This is a genomic window from Pseudomonas sp. MWU13-2100, assembly GCF_023242365.1.
Classification (GTDB): Bacteria; Pseudomonadota; Gammaproteobacteria; order Pseudomonadales; family Pseudomonadaceae; genus Aquipseudomonas.
Map to the genome: position 1 here is coordinate 1 of NZ_JALLIX010000035.1, position 18676 is coordinate 18676.

Below are 18676 nucleotides of genomic sequence, written 5' to 3' on the forward strand. Positions count from 1 at the left end.
GGGTCCGCCTCCTGTAGCGGCTGCATCGGCGCTGCGAGGCTGAAGGGTCATATGCAAGGCTTCGGCGCATGGCTATCATGCCTGCCTCATTGTGAGTCGAGACCTGCATGCTGACGTTGTTGAAACTCCTCAAAGATGGTCGATTCCACTCCGGGCAAGCGCTGGGGGCGGCGTTAGGCGTCAGTCGCAGCGCTGTTTGGAAGCAGCTCCAGCAACTGGAGGCGGAGTTCGGGCTGGTTATCCATAAAGTCCGTGGTCGGGGTTATCAGCTCGCCAACCCGCTGGTGCTGTTGAGCGAACTCGAGATCGCCGCTGCAAAAACCTCGGCCTCCTGGCCGGTGCATGTCTACGACACCATTGACTCAACCAATGCCGAGGCGCTGCGCCTGGCGGAGAAAGGTGTTGTTGCACCTTTCATCGTGGTGGCCGAACGGCAGACCGCAGGGCGAGGGCGTCGGGGGAGGCAATGGGTCAGTCCGTTCGCGGAAAATATCTATTACAGTCTGCTGCTCAGGATCGACGGCGGCATGCGCCAGCTGGAAGGCCTGAGCCTGGTGGTTGGCCTGGCTGTTTTAAACACATTGCGTGAGCTGGGCATCGTCCGGGCAGGGCTGAAATGGCCCAATGACGTCCTGGTCGACAATAAAAAGATCGCCGGCATTCTGCTTGAGTTGGTTGGCGACCCGGCGGATGTCTGTCACGTCGTGCTCGGGGTCGGGATCAACGTCAATATGCAGGTTGCCGAGCAGGTGGATCAGCTATGGACGTCTGCTCGGCTGGAGACGGGGCGCTTGATCGATCGCAACCAGCTGATCGCCAGCCTGGGAGAAAAGCTGCGATTCTATCTGGAGTGGCACCAGTCCTCCGGTTTCTCCGCGATCCAGGCCGAGTGGGAGCAGAATCATCTCTGGCAAGGACGCAAGGTTGCCCTGGTTGCCGGGGTGAGCCAGGTCGAAGGGATCGTGCTGGGCATCGATCAGCAGGGTGCGCTTCGCTTGCAGGTGGATGGCGTGGAAAAGGTCTTCAGTGGCGGCGAACTCAGCTTGCGCTTGCGCGATGATGCTTGAGTTCGAGGCCGCTAGCGGTTTTAGCGCGGGGCGGGCGCATCAAGTGCCCGTCCTGGTATTGGTTGGCTTGGCGGTGGCGTGTCCGCTCGATTGAGGTTCCTATGCGTTGGTTGTTTCTGTTGCTGTTGGTGCTCAATGGTGTCTATTACGTCTGGCACCAGCAGGAAGCGCCCTTGAGGGCCAAGGAGGTCGCCCCTCTTTCGCTGTATCGCAGTGCTCACCAGGATATCCAGTTGCTGAGCGAGTCGGATGGCGCTGGCGGGCGCCGTGCAGTCTCCGCGGCGCCGGAGCGCGAGGGTGATTGTGTCTATCTGGGCGCCGTGGCTCGCCAGGATCTGGCGCAGACCATTGTCCAGCGTCTTCAGGGCAGCAATATCAAGGCGCGGGTCGGACAGGTCAATCTGCCGGATTCAGCCGGTTACTGGGTGCGCATCGCACCTGAAAGCCAGCATTTGCTGGACGATGCCCTGTTGCAGAACCTTGCTAAAGAATTCAATGAGTTAAAACATAAAATAATGCCATGCGAAGGCATTGCAACTGTCGAATAGTTTGAATAGAATGGCGCCCGCTTCGCAGTGAACACCTCTTGAGGGATTGGCTACGAAGCGGGTCAACGCAGCTAACCTCATAATTTAAATGAGAAAAATGCTTGACAGAAGGCTGACATGATGTAGAATGTCGGCTCGCTTAGGAGGGGTTCCCGAGCGGCCAAAGGGATCAGACTGTAAATCTGACGTCTACGACTTCGAAGGTTCGAATCCTTCCCCCTCCACCATATTTAAGCGTGAGCTGCAAGCTCCGCGGGTATAGTTTAGTGGTAGAACCTCAGCCTTCCAAGCTGATGATGCGGGTTCGATTCCCGCTACCCGCTCCAAGTTTGCTGTTTGTGCACCGTGTTTCGCTCTTGTAGCTCAGTTGGTAGAGCACACCCTTGGTAAGGGTGAGGTCAGCGGTTCAAATCCGCTCAAGAGCTCCATAATAACAAGGCAGATATGCAAATATCTGCCTTTGTTTTAATGGCTGATGTAGCTTGTATAATTCTTCTCCTGAGGGTGATTTCGATGGCTAAGGAAAAGTTCGAACGTAATAAGCCGCACGTCAACGTGGGTACCATTGGTCACGTCGACCACGGTAAAACTACGCTCACTGCTGCCTTGACTCGTGTCTGCTCCGAAGTGTTCGGTTCGGCCAAGGTCGACTTCGACAAGATCGATAGCGCCCCAGAAGAAAAAGCTCGCGGCATCACCATCAACACCGCTCACGTTGAATACGATTCGGCCGTGCGTCACTACGCACACGTTGACTGTCCAGGTCACGCTGACTACGTAAAAAACATGATTACCGGTGCTGCGCAGATGGATGGCGCGATCCTGGTTTGCTCGGCCGCTGATGGTCCGATGCCGCAAACCCGTGAGCACATCCTGTTGTCCCGTCAGGTGGGTGTTCCCTATATCGTGGTTTTCCTGAACAAGGCTGACCTGGTAGACGACGCCGAGCTGTTGGAACTGGTTGAGATGGAAGTGCGCGATCTGCTGAGCACTTACGATTTCCCAGGTGACGACACGCCAATCATTATCGGTTCCGCGCGTATGGCGCTGGAAGGTAATGATGAAAATGGCATGGGTACCTCGGCTGTCAAGAAGCTGGTTGAAACTCTGGACAGCTACATTCCTGAGCCTGAGCGGGCAATCGACAAGCCGTTCCTGATGCCGATCGAGGACGTGTTCTCGATCTCTGGTCGCGGTACCGTTGTGACTGGTCGTATTGAACGCGGTATTGTTCGTGTTCAAGATCCACTGGAAATCGTAGGTCTGCGTGACACTGCTGTCACCACCTGCACCGGTGTTGAAATGTTTCGTAAACTGCTCGACGAAGGTCGTGCAGGTGAAAACTGCGGCGTTCTGCTGCGCGGCACCAAGCGTGACGACGTTGAGCGTGGCCAGGTACTGGTCAAGCCGGGTTCGGTCAAGCCGCACACCAAGTTCACCGCGGAAGTTTACGTTCTGAGCAAGGAAGAAGGCGGTCGTCATACGCCGTTCTTCAAGGGCTACCGTCCACAGTTCTACTTCCGTACGACTGATGTGACCGGTAACTGCGAACTGCCGGAAGGCGTCGAAATGGTAATGCCAGGTGACAACATTCAGATGACTGTCACTCTGATCAAGACCATTGCGATGGAAGATGGCTTGCGTTTCGCTATCCGTGAGGGCGGTCGTACCGTCGGCGCGGGTGTGGTGGCGAAAGTAATCGAATAAGTAGTTGAAATGCCTCTCTCAGGTCGACATAATGGTCGGCCTGATTCAAGTTTTAGGTCAGTAGCTCAATTGGCAGAGCGACGGTCTCCAAAACCGTAGGTTGGGGGTTCGATTCCCTCCTGACCTGCCAGATTCACTCGGTGTGTCTGGCTTTCTTTTCACAGGATTCTCTTAGATGACCTCCAACGCTGAAGCCCAAGGCTCTCGCTTCGATCTTCTCAAGTGGCTCGTCGTAGTCGCTTTGGTGGTGATTGGTGTTGTTGGCAACCAGTACTATCATGGTTCGCCGATCCTGTACCGCGTACTGGCTCTGCTTGTCATTGCTGCTGTAGCTGCCTTTGTAGGCCTGCAGACGGCGAAAGGCAAGTCGTTCTTCGTGCTGGCAAAGGAAGCTCGTACCGAGATTCGTAAAGTCGTATGGCCGACTCGCCAAGAAACCACGCAGACCACGTTGATCGTGGTGGCTGTTGTTCTGGTAATGGCGTTGCTGTTGTGGGGGCTTGATTCCCTGCTCGGCTGGCTTGTTTCCTCGATTGTAGGCTAAGGGTGTCCCGTGGCTAAGCGTTGGTACGTTGTGCATGCTTACTCGGGTTACGAGAAGCATGTGATGCGCTCGTTGGTCGAGCGCGTAAAGCTGGCAGGCATGGAAGATGGCTTCGGCGAAATTCTGGTCCCTACTGAAGAAGTAGTGGAAATGCGTAACGGCCAGAAGCGCAAGAGCGAACGTAAGTTCTTCCCTGGCTATGTGCTGGTGCAGATGGACATGAACGAGGGGACTTGGCACTTGGTCAAGGACACGCCTCGGGTGATGGGTTTCATCGGCGGTACCGCCGACAAGCCTGCGCCGATCACCGACAAAGAGGCAGAAGCTATTCTGCGTCGTGTCGCTGATGGTAGCGACAAACCGAAGCCGAAGACGTTGTTCGAGCCGGGCGAAGTCGTACGTGTTACCGATGGTCCGTTCGCTGATTTCAACGGCACTGTCGAAGAGGTCAACTACGAAAAGAGCCGCATCCAGGTGGCCGTGCTCATTTTCGGACGCTCTACTCCGGTAGAGTTGGAGTTCAGTCAGGTCGAAAAGGTCTAGCTGAACAAGCATCCCAACCCCACAGTCCAAGGCTGTGGGGTTTTGTCGTCACTGGGATAAACGCGCAAGTAACCGGGGAGCCTTTCGAGGCGCTAGAACCCGTAATTGGAGTGCCTCATGGCCAAGAAGATTACCGCTTACATCAAGCTGCAAGTGAAGGCCGCCCAGGCCAACCCTAGCCCACCCGTCGGTCCAGCTCTGGGTCAGCACGGCGTGAACATCATGGAGTTCTGCAAGGCCTTCAACGCCCGTACCCAGGGTCTTGAACCAGGTCTGCCGACGCCTGTGATCATCACTGTTTACAGTGACCGCAGCTTCACTTTCGAAACCAAGTCCACCCCGGCTTCGGTTCTGCTGAAAAAGGCCGCTGGCCTGACCAGCGGTTCCGCTCGTCCGAACACCGTTAAGGTTGGCACCGTGACCCGTGCTCAGCTGGAAGAAATCGCGAAAACCAAAAACGCGGATCTGACTGCAGCTGATATGGATGCAGCCGTGCGTACCATCGCCGGTTCTGCTCGTAGCATGGGCCTTAACGTGGAGGGTGTGTAATGGCTAAGCTGACCAAGCGCCAAAAGGCTATCGCCGGCAAAATCGAAGCAGGCAAGGCCTACAACTTTGTAGAAGCCGCTGCTCTGCTGTCCGAGCTGTCGACTGTCAAGTTCAGCGAGTCGTTTGACGTTGCTGTAAACCTGGGCGTTGACCCACGTAAATCCGACCAGGTCGTACGTAGCGCTACTGTGCTGCCACACGGCACTGGCAAAACCGTTCGCGTTGCTGTGTTCACCCAGGGCCCGGCTGCTGAAGCCGCTCTGGCTGCCGGCGCCGATCGCGTTGGCATGGACGACCTGGCTGCCGAAATGAAAGGCGGCGACCTGAACTATGACGTGGTCATTGCTTCCCCGGACGCAATGCGTGTTGTCGGTCAACTGGGTCAGATCCTCGGTCCACGTGGCCTGATGCCTAACCCGAAAGTCGGCACCGTAACCCCTGACGTCGCCACCGCGGTGAAAAACGCCAAGGCCGGTCAGGTTCGTTATCGCACCGACAAGAACGGTATTATCCACACCTCCGTTGGCAAGATCGGCTTCGATGCCGTCAAGCTGAAGGAAAACGTTGAAGCCCTGATCGCTGACCTGAAGCGTATCAAGCCAGCTTCCTCGAAAGGTATCTACGTCAAGCGCGTTACCCTGAGCACCACCATGGGTCCAGGCCTGGTCATCGACCAAAGCTCGCTGGAAGCGTAAGACACGCATTGGCGCAAGCGATTGCGTCAATCGAAAAAATTGGGGTCCCTGCCTGGCGGGGGCTATCCAAGACCGTAGGCGGCGCAAGTCTTAAACCTCAAGCCTACGCAGATGGTGCTCCCGGTTCCTTACCGAATCAGACACCAAAACGACATCCGGCTTCGGCCAGATGAAACGGTAACAAGCAGGAGTTAAACCCGTGGCAATTAAACTCGAAGACAAGAAGGCCATCGTCGCTGAAGTCAACGAGGCTGCCAAAGTCGCTCTGTCCGCTGTCGTGGCTGATGCCCGTGGCGTAACAGTAAGCGCGATGACCGGACTCCGTAAAGAGGCCCGCGAAGCTGGCGTATACGTACGTGTCGTACGTAACACCCTGCTCAAGCGCGCTGTTGAAGGCACCGAGTACTCGGTTCTCAACGACGTGTTCAAAGGCCCGACCCTGATTGCTTTCTCCAAGGAACACCCGGGCGCTGCTGCTCGTCTGTTCAAAGAGTTCGCAAAGGGTCAGGACAAGTTCGAGATCAAGGCAGCTGCGTTTGAGGGCAAGTTCCTCGCAGCGAATCAGATCGACGTACTGGCAACCTTGCCGACCCGTAACGAAGCTATCTCCCAGCTGATGAGCGTGATTCAAGGCGCTACCAGCAAGTTGGCTCGTACTCTGGCGGCTATTCGCGACCAGAAAGAAGCCGCGGCAGCCTGAGGCTGAGCACTTCTTTTCGCGTATTTTTGTTTATTTCGATGGTCGCGTAGGCCGTCCCCCAATTCAGGAAATACAGTAATGTCTATCTCCCAAGAAGATATCCTCAACGCCGTAGCTGAAATGTCGGTTCTGCAGGTTGTTGAGCTGATCAAAGCTTTCGAAGAAAAATTCGGTGTGACCGCTGCTGCTGCTTCGGCAGGTCCTGCTGCTGCTGCCGCTGTTGTTGAAGAGCAAACTGAATTCAACGTCATGCTGCTGGAAGCTGGCGAGAAGAAAGTTAACGTGATCAAGGCAGTACGTGAACTGACCGGTCTGGGCCTGAAAGAAGCCAAGGCTGTAGTTGACGGCGCTCCTGCGCTGGTTCTGGAAGCTGTTGCCAAAGACGCAGCTGACAAAGCCAAAGCAGCACTGGAAGAAGCAGGCGCTAAAGTCGAGCTGAAGTAAGCTTTGACCTTGCGTCTCCAGCCCGAGCGTTAAGCGACAGGCTGATGGCTGGTGGCTCTTGCCACCGGCCTTTTTCCGTTATTGGCGACCGACCCGGTCGGCGCCTCTAACGTGCTTCAACCACCCGATGCGGTGGCGCAAACCATGGGGTTTGCACGATTTTCTGGCTGCTCCCGTCGGGGAGGGGCCAAACAAGCAGGTGACCAAGCTGGGGAACGCTGATGGCTTACTCATATACTGAGAAAAAACGTATCCGCAAGGACTTTAGCAAGTTGCCGGACGTCATGGATGTGCCGTACCTCCTGGCCATCCAGCTGGATTCGTATCGTGAATTCTTGCAGGCGGGAGCGACTAAAGATCAGTTCCGCGACGTGGGCCTGCATGCGGCCTTCAAATCCGTTTTCCCGATCATCAGCTACTCCGGCAATGCTGCGCTGGAGTACGTCGGTTATCGCCTGGGCGAACCGGCATTTGATGTCAAAGAATGCGTATTGCGCGGTGTGACTTACGCCGTACCTTTGCGGGTAAAAGTGCGCCTGATCATTTTCGACAAAGAATCGTCGAACAAAGCGATCAAGGACATCAAAGAGCAAGAAGTCTACATGGGTGAAATCCCCCTGATGACCGAGAACGGTACCTTCGTTATCAACGGTACCGAGCGTGTGATCGTTTCCCAGCTGCACCGTTCCCCGGGCGTGTTCTTCGACCACGACCGCGGCAAGACGCACAGCTCCGGCAAACTGCTGTACTCCGCGCGGATCATTCCTTACCGCGGCTCGTGGTTGGACTTCGAGTTCGACCCGAAAGACTGCGTCTTCGTGCGTATCGACCGTCGTCGCAAGCTGCCGGCTTCCGTGCTGCTGCGCGCACTGGGTTACGCCACCGAAGAAGTGCTGGACGCGTTCTACACCACCAACGTTTTCCACGTGAAGGGCGAAACCCTGAGCCTGGAACTGGTGCCTCAGCGTCTGCGCGGTGAAATCGCCGTCCTCGATATCCTCGATGACAAAGGCAAGGTGATTGTCGAGCAGGGTCGTCGTATTACCGCTCGCCACATCAACCAGCTGGAAAAAGCCGGGATCAAAGAGCTGGATGTGCCGCTGGACTACGTCCTGGGCCGCACCACCGCCAAGGTCATCGTGCACCCGGCTACCGGCGAAATCCTGGCTGAATGCAACACCGAACTGAACACCGAGATCCTGGCGAAAATCGCCAAGGCCCAGGTCGTTCGCATCGAGACGCTGTACACCAACGACATCGACTGCGGTCCGTTCATCTCCGACACGCTGAAGATCGACTCCACCAGCAACCAATTGGAAGCGCTGGTCGAGATCTATCGCATGATGCGTCCTGGTGAGCCGCCGACCAAGGATGCCGCCGAGACCCTGTTCAACAACCTGTTCTTCAGCCCTGAGCGCTATGACCTGTCTGCGGTCGGCCGGATGAAGTTCAACCGTCGTATCGGTCGTACCGAGATCGAAGGTTCGGGCGTACTGAACAAGGACGATATCGTCGCGGTCCTCAAGACCCTGGTCGACATCCGTAACGGCAAAGGCATCGTCGACGACATCGACCACCTGGGTAACCGTCGTGTTCGCTGCGTTGGCGAAATGGCCGAGAACCAGTTCCGTGTTGGCCTGGTACGCGTTGAGCGTGCGGTCAAGGAACGTCTGTCGATGGCTGAAAGCGAAGGCTTGATGCCGCAAGACCTGATCAACGCCAAGCCAGTGGCCGCGGCGGTGAAAGAGTTCTTCGGTTCCAGCCAGCTGTCGCAGTTCATGGACCAGAACAACCCGCTGTCCGAGATCACCCACAAGCGTCGTGTCTCCGCACTCGGCCCTGGTGGTCTGACCCGCGAACGCGCCGGCTTCGAAGTCCGTGACGTACACCCGACTCACTACGGTCGTGTTTGCCCGATCGAAACGCCGGAAGGTCCGAACATCGGTCTGATCAACTCCCTGGCCGCCTATGCGCGCACCAACCAGTACGGCTTCCTGGAAAGCCCGTACCGTGTGGTGAAAGACGCCCTGGTCACCGACGAGATCGTGTTCCTGTCCGCCATTGAAGAGGCCGATCACGTGATCGCCCAGGCTTCGGCGACCATGAACGAGCAGAAAGTGCTGATCGACGAGCTGGTAGCCGTACGTCACCTGAACGAGTTCACCGTCAAGGCGCCGGAAGACGTCACCCTGATGGACGTTTCGCCGAAGCAGGTTGTCTCGGTGGCTGCGTCGCTGATCCCGTTCCTCGAGCACGACGACGCCAACCGTGCGTTGATGGGTTCCAACATGCAGCGTCAGGCTGTACCGACCCTGCGTGCCGACAAGCCGCTGGTAGGTACCGGCATGGAGCGCAACGTTGCCCGTGACTCCGGTGTTTGCGTCGTGGCTCGCCGTGGTGGCGTGATCGACTCCGTCGATGCCAGCCGTATCGTGGTTCGTGTTGCCGATGATGAAGTTGAAACTGGCGAAGCCGGTGTCGACATCTACAACCTGACCAAGTACACCCGCTCGAACCAGAACACCTGCATCAACCAGCGTCCGCTGGTGCGCAAGGGTGATCGCGTTCAGCGCAGCGACATCATGGCCGACGGCCCGTCCACCGACATGGGTGAACTGGCACTGGGTCAGAACATGCGCATCGCCTTCATGGCATGGAACGGCTTCAACTTCGAAGACTCCATCTGCCTGTCGGAACGCGTTGTTCAGGAAGACCGTTTCACCACGATCCACATCCAGGAACTGACCTGTGTGGCGCGTGACACCAAGCTTGGGCCAGAGGAAATCACCGCGGACATCCCGAACGTGGGTGAAGCCGCTCTGAACAAACTGGACGAAGCCGGTATCGTCTACGTTGGTGCCGAAGTCGGCCCGGGCGACATCCTGGTCGGCAAGGTCACTCCGAAAGGCGAGACCCAGCTGACTCCGGAAGAAAAACTGCTGCGTGCGATCTTCGGTGAGAAGGCCAGCGACGTCAAAGACACCTCCCTGCGCGTACCTACCGGTACCAAGGGTACCGTCATCGACGTACAAGTCTTCACCCGTGATGGCGTCGAGCGCGACAGCCGCGCGCTGTCCATCGAGAAGAGCCAGCTCGACGAGATCCGCAAGGACCTCAACGAAGAGTTCCGCATCGTTGAAGGCGCGACCTTCGAACGTCTGCGTTCCGCACTGGTTGGCCACAAGGCCGAAGGCGGCGCTGGCCTGAAGAAAGGTCAGGACATCACCAACGAAGTGCTCGACGGTCTTGAGCACGGCCAGTGGTTCAAACTGCGCATGGCTGAAGATGCGCTGAACGAGCAGCTCGAGAAGGCCCAGGCCTACATCGTTGATCGCCGCCGTCTGCTGGACGACAAGTTCGAAGACAAGAAGCGCAAGCTGCAGCAAGGCGATGACCTGGCTCCGGGCGTACTGAAGATCGTCAAGGTCTACCTGGCTATCCGTCGCCGCATCCAGCCGGGCGACAAGATGGCCGGTCGTCACGGTAACAAGGGTGTGGTCTCCGTGATCATGCCGGTTGAAGACATGCCGCACGATGCCCATGGCACCCCGGTCGACGTCGTCCTCAACCCGCTGGGCGTACCTTCGCGTATGAACGTCGGTCAGATCCTCGAAACCCACCTGGGCCTGGCGGCCAAGGGCTTGGGCGAGAAGATCAACCGTATGATCGAGGAGCAACGCAAGGTCGCTGACCTGCGCAAGTTCCTGCACGAGATCTACAACGAGATCGGCGGTCGCAACGAGGACCTGGACAGCTTCACCGACCAGGAAATCCTCGACTTGGCACACAACCTCAAAGCTGGTGTGCCAATGGCCACCCCAGTATTCGACGGTGCCAAGGAAGTTGAAATCAAGGCCATGCTGAAACTGGCAGACCTGCCGGAAAGCGGCCAGATGCAACTGTTCGATGGTCGTACCGGCAACAAGTTCGAGCGTCCGGTTACCGTTGGCTACATGTACATGCTGAAGCTGAACCACTTGGTAGACGACAAGATGCACGCCCGTTCTACCGGTTCGTACAGCCTGGTTACCCAGCAGCCGCTGGGTGGTAAGGCGCAGTTCGGTGGTCAGCGTTTCGGGGAGATGGAGGTCTGGGCGCTGGAAGCATACGGCGCGGCATACACTCTGCAAGAAATGCTCACAGTGAAGTCGGACGATGTGAACGGTCGGACCAAGATGTACAAAAACATCGTGGACGGCGATCACCGTATGGAGCCGGGCATGCCCGAGTCCTTCAACGTGTTGATCAAGGAAATTCGTTCCCTCGGCATCGATATCGATCTGGAAACCGAATAACACGTGACGCGAATCGAGAGCGGGGCTGCATGGCCCGCTCTCTGCTCCGCCAGGAGGAAAGGCCTTGAAAGACCTACTGAATTTGCTGAAAAACCAGGGTCAAGTCGAAGAGTTCGACGCCATCCGTATTGGATTGGCCTCGCCTGAGATGATCCGTTCGTGGTCGTTCGGTGAAGTTAAAAAGCCGGAAACCATCAACTACCGTACGTTCAAACCTGAACGTGACGGCCTGTTCTGCGCCAAGATCTTTGGCCCGGTCAAGGATTACGAGTGCCTGTGCGGTAAGTACAAGCGCTTGAAGCACCGTGGTGTGATCTGCGAGAAGTGCGGCGTTGAAGTCGCCCTGGCCAAGGTTCGTCGTGAGCGCATGGCGCACATCGAACTGGCTTCGCCGGTTGCCCACATCTGGTTCCTGAAGTCCCTGCCGTCGCGTATCGGCTTGCTGATGGACATGACCCTGCGTGATATCGAACGCGTTCTCTACTTCGAGAGCTACGTCGTTATCGACCCGGGCATGACCACCCTTGAAAAAGGCCAGTTGCTGAACGACGAGCAGTACTTCGAAGCTCTCGAAGAGTTCGGTGACGACTTCGATGCCCGTATGGGGGCTGAAGCTGTCCGTGAACTGCTGCACGCGATCGACCTGGAGCACGAGATTGGTCGTCTGCGTGAAGAAATTCCGCAAACCAACTCCGAAACCAAGATCAAGAAGCTGTCCAAGCGTCTGAAGTTGATGGAAGCCTTCCAGGGTTCCGGCAACCTGCCAGAGTGGATGGTGCTGACCGTTCTGCCGGTTCTGCCGCCAGACCTGCGTCCGCTGGTCCCGCTCGATGGCGGTCGCTTCGCGACTTCCGACCTCAACGATCTGTATCGTCGAGTGATCAACCGTAACAACCGTTTGAAGCGCCTGCTGGACCTGTCCGCGCCTGACATCATCGTGCGCAACGAAAAGCGCATGCTGCAGGAAGCGGTGGATGCCCTGCTGGACAACGGTCGTCGCGGTCGTGCTATCACCGGTTCGAACAAGCGTCCTCTGAAATCCCTGGCCGACATGATCAAGGGTAAGCAAGGTCGTTTCCGTCAGAACTTGCTCGGTAAGCGTGTTGACTACTCCGGTCGTTCGGTAATTACCGTAGGCCCGACCCTGCGTCTGCACCAGTGCGGTCTGCCGAAGAAGATGGCTCTCGAGCTGTTCAAACCGTTCATTTTCGGCAAGCTGGAAATGCGTGGTCTGGCGACCACCATCAAAGCGGCCAAGAAAATGGTCGAGCGTGAACTGCCAGAGGTTTGGGACGTTCTCGCTGAAGTGATTCGCGAACACCCGGTCCTCCTCAACCGTGCACCGACCCTTCACCGTCTGGGTATCCAGGCGTTTGAACCGGTACTGATCGAAGGTAAGGCTATCCAGCTGCACCCTCTGGTCTGTGCTGCGTACAACGCCGACTTCGACGGCGACCAAATGGCCGTGCACGTACCGCTGACGCTGGAAGCCCAGCTTGAAGCGCGTGCGTTGATGATGTCGACCAACAACATCCTGTCGCCCGCCAACGGTGAGCCAATCATCGTTCCGTCGCAGGACGTTGTATTGGGTCTGTATTACATGACCCGTGAAGCGATCAACGCCAAGGGCGAAGGCCGTATCTTCGCCGACCTGCAGGAAGTCGACCGGGTATTCCGCGCCGGCGAAGCGGCCCTGCATGCCAAGATCAAGGTTCGTATCAACGAAACCGTCAATGATCGTGATGGTGGCAGCGTCAAGAACACCCGTATCGTCGACACCACTGTCGGCCGTGCGCTGTTGTTCCAGGTGGTTCCGGCCGGCCTGTCGTTCGACGTCGTCAACCTGCCGATGAAGAAGAAGGCGATCTCCAAGCTGATCAACCAGTGCTACCGCGTGGTTGGTTTGAAAGAGACCGTGATCTTCGCTGACCAGTTGATGTACACCGGTTTTGCCTATTCGACCATTTCCGGCGTTTCCATCGGTGTTAACGACTTCGTTATCCCGGATGAAAAAGCCCGCATCATCGGTGCTGCCACCGACGAAGTGAAAGAGATCGAAAGTCAGTACGCCTCCGGCCTGGTTACCCAGGGCGAGAAGTACAACAAAGTGATCGACTTGTGGTCCAAGGCGAACGACGAAGTCTCCAAGGCGATGATGGCCAACCTCTCGAAAGAGAAGGTCATCGACCGGCATGGCGACGAAGTCGACCAGGAATCCTTCAACTCGATGTACATGATGGCCGACTCGGGTGCGCGGGGTTCCGCTGCACAGATCCGTCAGTTGGCCGGTATGCGTGGCCTGATGGCCAAGCCGGACGGCTCGATCATCGAGACGCCGATCACCGCCAACTTCCGTGAAGGCCTGAGCGTACTCCAGTACTTCATCTCCACTCACGGTGCTCGTAAGGGTCTCGCGGATACCGCGTTGAAAACCGCGAACTCCGGTTACCTGACCCGTCGTCTGGTAGACGTGGCGCAGGATCTGGTGGTGACCGAAGTCGACTGTGGCACTGAGCAAGGCTTGCTCATGACGCCGCACATCGAAGGCGGCGACGTTGTAGAGCCGTTGGGTGAGCGCGTTCTGGGTCGAGTGATCGCCCGTGACGTATTCAAGCCGGGCACCGAGGAAATTATCGTTCCTGCCGGCACCCTGGTCGACGAGAAGTGGGTTGAATTCATCGAGCTGAACAGCATCGACGAAGTCATCGTGCGCTCGCCAATCAGCTGCGAAACCCGTTATGGCATCTGCGCCAAGTGCTACGGCCGTGACTTGGCTCGTGGTCACCAGGTGAACATCGGTGAGGCGGTCGGTGTTATCGCTGCCCAGTCCATCGGTGAGCCGGGTACCCAGCTGACCATGCGTACGTTCCACATTGGTGGTGCGGCAAGCCGGACCTCCGCGGCCGACAGCGTTCAGGTGAAGAATGGCGGTACCGTCCGTCTGCACAACCTGAAGCACGTCGAACGAGTGGATGGTCACCTGGTTGCGGTGTCCCGTTCCGGTGAACTGGCAATCGCCGACGACTATGGTCGTGAGCGCGAGCGCTACAAGCTGCCGTACGGTGCGGTGATTTCGGTTAAAGAAGGTGACAAGGTCGACGCTGGCGCAATCGTGGCCAAGTGGGATCCGCACACTCACCCAATCGTTACCGAAATGAAAGGTACCGTGACCTACGTGGGCATGGAAGAAGGCATCACGATCAAGCGTCAGACAGACGAATTGACCGGTATGACCAACATTGAAGTACTCGACGCGAAAGACCGTCCGGCAGCCGGCAAGGACATTCGTCCTGCGGTGAAGATGGTCGACGACAACGGCAAGGATCTGTTGCTGCCAGGCACTGACGTTATCGCTCAGTACTTCCTGCCAGCCAACGCCCTGGTCGGTGTGGCGGACGGTGCGAAAATCGCGATCGGCGACGTTATCGCGCGTATTCCGCAAGAGACTTCGAAGACCCGTGACATCACCGGTGGTCTGCCGCGTGTTGCCGACTTGTTCGAAGCACGTCGTCCGAAAGAAGCCTCGATTCTGGCTGAAGTCAGCGGCACCATCGCGTTCGGTAAAGAGACCAAGGGCAAGCGCCGTCTGGTCATTACCCCGAACGACGGTAGCGATCCGTATGAAGAGCTGATTCCGAAGTGGCGTCACCTGAACGTCTTCGAAGGCGAACAAGTGAACCGCGGCGAAGTTATCTCCGACGGTCCGAGCGATCCACACGACATCCTGCGTCTGCTGGGGGTGAGTGCGCTGGCCAAGTACATCGTCAACGAGATCCAGGACGTTTACCGTCTGCAAGGCGTGAAGATCAACGATAAGCACATCGAGACCATCCTGCGTCAGATGCTGCGTAAGGTTGAAATCGCTGAATCCGGCGATTCCACTTTCATCAAGGGCGACCAGATGGAATTGACTCACGTCCTGGTAGAGAACGAGCGTTTGGCTGCGGACGACAAGTTCGTGTCCAAGTTCACTCGCGTTCTGCTGGGTATCACCAAGGCGTCGTTGTCGACCGAATCGTTCATCTCGGCGGCCTCTTTCCAAGAGACCACCCGCGTACTGACCGAAGCGGCCGTTACCGGCAAGCGCGACTACCTGCGCGGCCTGAAAGAAAACGTGGTTGTGGGTCGTCTGATCCCGGCCGGTACCGGTCTGGCTTATCACAGCGAGCGCAAGCGTCGTCGTGAACTGGACAAACCGTTGCGCGTAAGCGCCAGTGAAGTGGAAGCTGCACTGACCGAAGCGCTGAACTCTAGCGGTAACTGAGTTCCGCGGTAGTGAGAACAAGGCCCTGGTAGCCTCCGCCAATGCCATCGCGAGATTTTTTGTTGCGATGGTTGGTGTGAGGAGATCGGGGCCTTGTCTTGACTGGGGACAAGATCCTCTTTAGACTCTTGTACCCCTAAATTTGGCGGGAACTCGTTCCTGCCATTTTGCTTTTCTTGTAAGACAATAGCGTCGCAAGACAACAGTGGAGCTAGTAGATGGCAACTATCAACCAGCTGGTACGTCAGCCGCGTAAGCGTATCGTCGAGAAATCCGACGTGCCTGCGCTGCAGAACTGCCCGCAACGTCGTGGCGTGTGCACCCGTGTGTACACCACCACGCCGAAAAAACCTAACTCGGCACTGCGTAAAGTATGCCGTGTGCGCCTGACCAACGGTTTCGAGGTTTCCTCGTACATCGGCGGTGAAGGCCACAACCTGCAAGAGCACAGCGTGGTGCTGATCCGTGGCGGTCGTGTAAAAGACTTGCCAGGTGTTCGTTACCACACCGTTCGCGGCTCCCTGGATACCTCCGGCGTCAAAGGTCGTAACCAAGGTCGTTCGAAATACGGTACCAAGCGTCCGAAGTAATCGGCCGTTTGCTGCAGTAACTGATTTTTATTTTTTTGAGTCGATAAGAGTAAGGTCGGGCGTACATCCACTGGGTGTCATGTTCCCGGGCTAACCTGAAGACCGTTTGAGGGCTTATCAATGCCAAGACGTCGTGTAGCAGCCAAGCGTGAGATTCTGGACGATCCGAAATACGGTAGCCAGATTCTCGCCAAATTCATGAACCACGTGATGGAAAGCGGCAAGAAAGCCGTGGCCGAACGTATCGTTTATGGTGCTCTGGAAAAAGTCAAAGAGCGCAAGAACGCTGACCCCCTGGAACTCTTCGAGAAAGCACTCGACGCCATCGCTCCGCTGGTCGAAGTGAAGTCGCGCCGTGTAGGCGGTGCTACTTACCAGGTTCCGGTCGAAGTTCGTCCGTCCCGTCGTAACGCTCTGGCAATGCGCTGGTTGGTAGACTTCGCCCGCAAGCGCGGCGAGAAGTCCATGGCTCTGCGTTTGGCTGGCGAACTGTTGGACGCTGCTGAAGGTAAAGGTGCTGCAGTTAAGAAGCGTGAAGACGTGCACCGTATGGCTGAAGCCAACAAGGCTTTCTCGCACTACCGCTTCTAATTTTAGCGTCATTCAATTTGCGAGGGCTTTATGGCTCGTACAACCGATATTAAACGCTACCGTAACATTGGTATCGTTGCTCACGTGGACGCGGGTAAGACCACGACCACTGAGCGCGTCCTGTTTTACACGGGCGTAAACCACAAAATGGGCGAGGTGCACGACGGCGCCGCGACCATGGACTGGATGGTGCAGGAGCAGGAGCGAGGTATTACCATTACCTCCGCTGCGACCACCGCATTCTGGGAAGGTTCTGCCAAGCAGTTTCCCAAGCACCGCTTCAACATCATCGATACCCCCGGCCACGTTGACTTCACCATTGAAGTAGAACGCTCGCTGCGCGTACTCGACGGTGCGGTCGTTGTGTTCTGCGGTACTTCCGGTGTCGAGCCTCAGTCTGAAACCGTATGGCGTCAAGCCAACAAGTACGGTGTTCCACGTCTCGTTTACGTGAACAAGATGGACCGTGCCGGTGCGAACTTCCTGCGTGTTGTTGCGCAGATCAAGCAGCGCCTGGGTCACACTCCAGTGCCTATCCAGTTGGCTATCGGTTCCGAAGACAACTTCCAGGGTCAGATCGATCTGATGTCCATGGAAGCTGTTTACTGGGACGACGCTGACAAAGGTATGGCTGCTCGCCGCGAGCCGATCCCTGCCGAACTGCAGGAATTGGCTGAAGAGTGGCGTAGCAACATGGTTGAGGCTGCTGCCGAAGCCAACGAAGAGCTGATGAACAAGTACCTCGAGGGTGAAGAGCTCACCATCGAGGAAATCAAGGGCGCTCTGCGTCAGCGGACCATCGCTGGCGAAATCGTTCTGGCTGTTTGCGGTTCTTCCTTCAAGAACAAGGGCGTTCCCCTGGTTCTCGACGCTGTTATCGACTACCTGCCTGCACCTGTCGACATTCCTGCCATCAAGGGTTCCGATCCGGATGACGAGACTATCGCCATGGAGCGTCATGCAGATGACAGCGAACCGTTCTCCGCTCTGGCGTTCAAAATCGCCACTGACCCATTCGTGGGTACCCTGACCTTCGCTCGCGTTTACTCGGGCGTGTTGAGCTCCGGCGACGGCGTGATCAACTCGGTCAAGGGCAAGAAAGAGCGCGTGGGTCGTATGGTGCAGATGCATGCCAACACCCGTGAAGAGATCAAGGAAGTGCGCGCTGGCGACATCGCGGCCCTGATCGGCATGAAGGACGTCACCACCGGTGATACCCTGTGCTCTGCTGACAAGCCAATCATCCTGGTTCGCATGGACTTCCCGGAGCCGGTTATTTCGGTTGCCGTTGAGCCAAAGACCAAGGATGACCAGGAAAAAATGGGTATCGCTCTGGGCAAACTTGCTCAGGAAGACCCATCTTTCCGCGTCAAAACTGATGAAGAGACTGGTCAAACGATCATCTCCGGCATGGGCGAATTGCACCTGGACATCCTGGTTGACCGGATGCGCCGTGAGTTCAACGTCGAAGCCAACATCGGTAAGCCTCAGGTTTCCTATCGTGAGAAAATCACGAAGAACTGCGAAATCGAAGGCAAGTTCGTTCGCCAGTCCGGCGGTCGTGGCCAGTTCGGTCACTGCTGGATTCGTTTTGCACCGGCTGACGAAGGTCAGGAAGGTCTGCAATTCGTGAACGAAGTGGTTGGTGGTGTGGTTCCTAAGGAATACATCCCGGCTATCCAGAAGGGTATCGAAGAGCAGATGAAGAACGGCGTTGTTGCCGGTTATCCGCTGATCGGCCTGAAGGCTACTGTGTTTGATGGTTCTTACCACGACGTCGACTCCAACGAGATGGCGTTCAAGGTGGCTGCTTCCATGGCGACCAAGCAACTCGCGTCCAAGGGCGGCGGTGTTGTACTTGAGCCGATCATGAAGGTAGAAGTTGTAACACCTGAGGACTACATGGGTGACGTGATGGGTGACCTGAACCGTCGTCGTGGTCTGATCCAGGGTATGGAAGATACGGTTTCCGGCAAGGTGATCCGCGCCGAGGTTCCGTTGGGCGAAATGTTCGGTTATGCGACCGATGTTCGTTCCATGTCCCAGGGTCGCGCGAGCTACTCTATGGAATTCTCCAAATACTCCGAAGCTCCGTCGAACATCGTCGAAGCTCTCGTTAAAAAACAAGGCTGATTCAGC

At 56.8% G+C, this 18676-nt stretch carries 14 protein-coding genes and 4 tRNA genes; all 18 read left to right on the forward strand.

What is annotated here, in order from left to right:
- The first annotated feature begins 107 nt into the window (after positions 1-107).
- The 18 genes from birA (at position 108) to fusA (ending at position 18670) form a co-directional block, all read left to right on the forward strand.
- Positions 108-1067 carry a bifunctional biotin--[acetyl-CoA-carboxylase] ligase/biotin operon repressor BirA gene (gene birA / locus M5B99_RS21525; RefSeq protein WP_248805918.1) on the forward strand — a complete coding sequence of 320 codons (960 nt, stop codon included), beginning with the start codon at positions 108-110 and terminating at the stop codon, positions 1065-1067.
- 101 nt (positions 1068-1168) lie between these two features.
- Complete coding sequence (locus M5B99_RS21530) at positions 1169-1615, forward strand: SPOR domain-containing protein (protein WP_248805919.1); 447 nt, start codon at positions 1169-1171, stop codon at positions 1613-1615.
- A gap of 142 nt (positions 1616-1757) precedes the next feature.
- Positions 1758-1842, forward strand: a tRNA-Tyr gene (locus M5B99_RS21535).
- 25 nt (positions 1843-1867) lie between these two features.
- Positions 1868-1941, forward strand: a tRNA-Gly gene (locus M5B99_RS21540).
- Positions 1942-1967: 26 nt separating this feature from the next.
- Positions 1968-2043, forward strand: a tRNA-Thr gene (locus M5B99_RS21545).
- Between the two features lie 85 nt (positions 2044-2128).
- The gene (tuf, locus tag M5B99_RS21550; protein ID WP_100944345.1) at positions 2129-3322 is read left to right on the forward strand and encodes an elongation factor Tu; all 1194 of its coding nucleotides are present in this window, start codon (positions 2129-2131) and stop codon (positions 3320-3322) included.
- A 54-nt stretch (positions 3323-3376) separates the two neighbouring features.
- A tRNA-Trp gene (locus tag M5B99_RS21555) sits at positions 3377-3452 on the forward strand.
- A gap of 45 nt (positions 3453-3497) precedes the next feature.
- Complete coding sequence (secE, locus tag M5B99_RS21560) at positions 3498-3866, forward strand: preprotein translocase subunit SecE (RefSeq protein ID WP_100944346.1); 369 nt, start codon at positions 3498-3500, stop codon at positions 3864-3866.
- Between the two features lie 9 nt (positions 3867-3875).
- Entirely contained in the window at positions 3876-4409 is a 534-nt protein-coding gene (nusG, locus tag M5B99_RS21565; protein WP_003186097.1) for a transcription termination/antitermination protein NusG, read from the forward strand.
- Between the two features lie 117 nt (positions 4410-4526).
- Positions 4527-4958: a 50S ribosomal protein L11 gene (gene rplK, locus M5B99_RS21570; RefSeq protein ID WP_003176435.1), complete on the forward strand. Its 432-nt coding sequence runs from the start codon at positions 4527-4529 to the stop codon at positions 4956-4958.
- Positions 4958-5653, forward strand: coding sequence for a 50S ribosomal protein L1 (gene rplA / locus M5B99_RS21575; RefSeq protein ID WP_103495380.1), 696 nt, complete (start codon positions 4958-4960; stop codon positions 5651-5653). Before rplK ends, rplA begins: the two co-directional genes overlap by 1 nt.
- A gap of 199 nt (positions 5654-5852) precedes the next feature.
- The gene (gene rplJ, locus M5B99_RS21580; protein WP_191485931.1) at positions 5853-6353 is read left to right on the forward strand and encodes a 50S ribosomal protein L10; all 501 of its coding nucleotides are present in this window, start codon (positions 5853-5855) and stop codon (positions 6351-6353) included.
- 78 nt (positions 6354-6431) lie between these two features.
- Positions 6432-6797, forward strand: coding sequence for a 50S ribosomal protein L7/L12 (gene rplL, locus M5B99_RS21585; RefSeq protein WP_100944349.1), 366 nt, complete (start codon positions 6432-6434; stop codon positions 6795-6797).
- Between the two features lie 221 nt (positions 6798-7018).
- Entirely contained in the window at positions 7019-11092 is a 4074-nt protein-coding gene (gene rpoB / locus M5B99_RS21590) for a DNA-directed RNA polymerase subunit beta (RefSeq protein WP_248805920.1), read from the forward strand.
- Positions 11093-11156: 64 nt separating this feature from the next.
- Positions 11157-15356: a DNA-directed RNA polymerase subunit beta' gene (gene rpoC / locus M5B99_RS21595; protein ID WP_248805921.1), complete on the forward strand. Its 4200-nt coding sequence runs from the start codon at positions 11157-11159 to the stop codon at positions 15354-15356.
- 218 nt (positions 15357-15574) lie between these two features.
- Positions 15575-15946 carry a 30S ribosomal protein S12 gene (gene rpsL / locus M5B99_RS21600; RefSeq protein WP_003186084.1) on the forward strand — a complete coding sequence of 124 codons (372 nt, stop codon included), beginning with the start codon at positions 15575-15577 and terminating at the stop codon, positions 15944-15946.
- A 120-nt stretch (positions 15947-16066) separates the two neighbouring features.
- Positions 16067-16537, forward strand: a complete 471-nt coding sequence (gene rpsG, locus M5B99_RS21605; protein WP_103495381.1) for a 30S ribosomal protein S7 — start codon at positions 16067-16069, stop codon at positions 16535-16537.
- Positions 16538-16567: 30 nt separating this feature from the next.
- Entirely contained in the window at positions 16568-18670 is a 2103-nt protein-coding gene (fusA, locus tag M5B99_RS21610; protein ID WP_248800144.1) for an elongation factor G, read from the forward strand.
- The last annotated feature ends 6 nt before the right edge of the window (positions 18671-18676 follow it).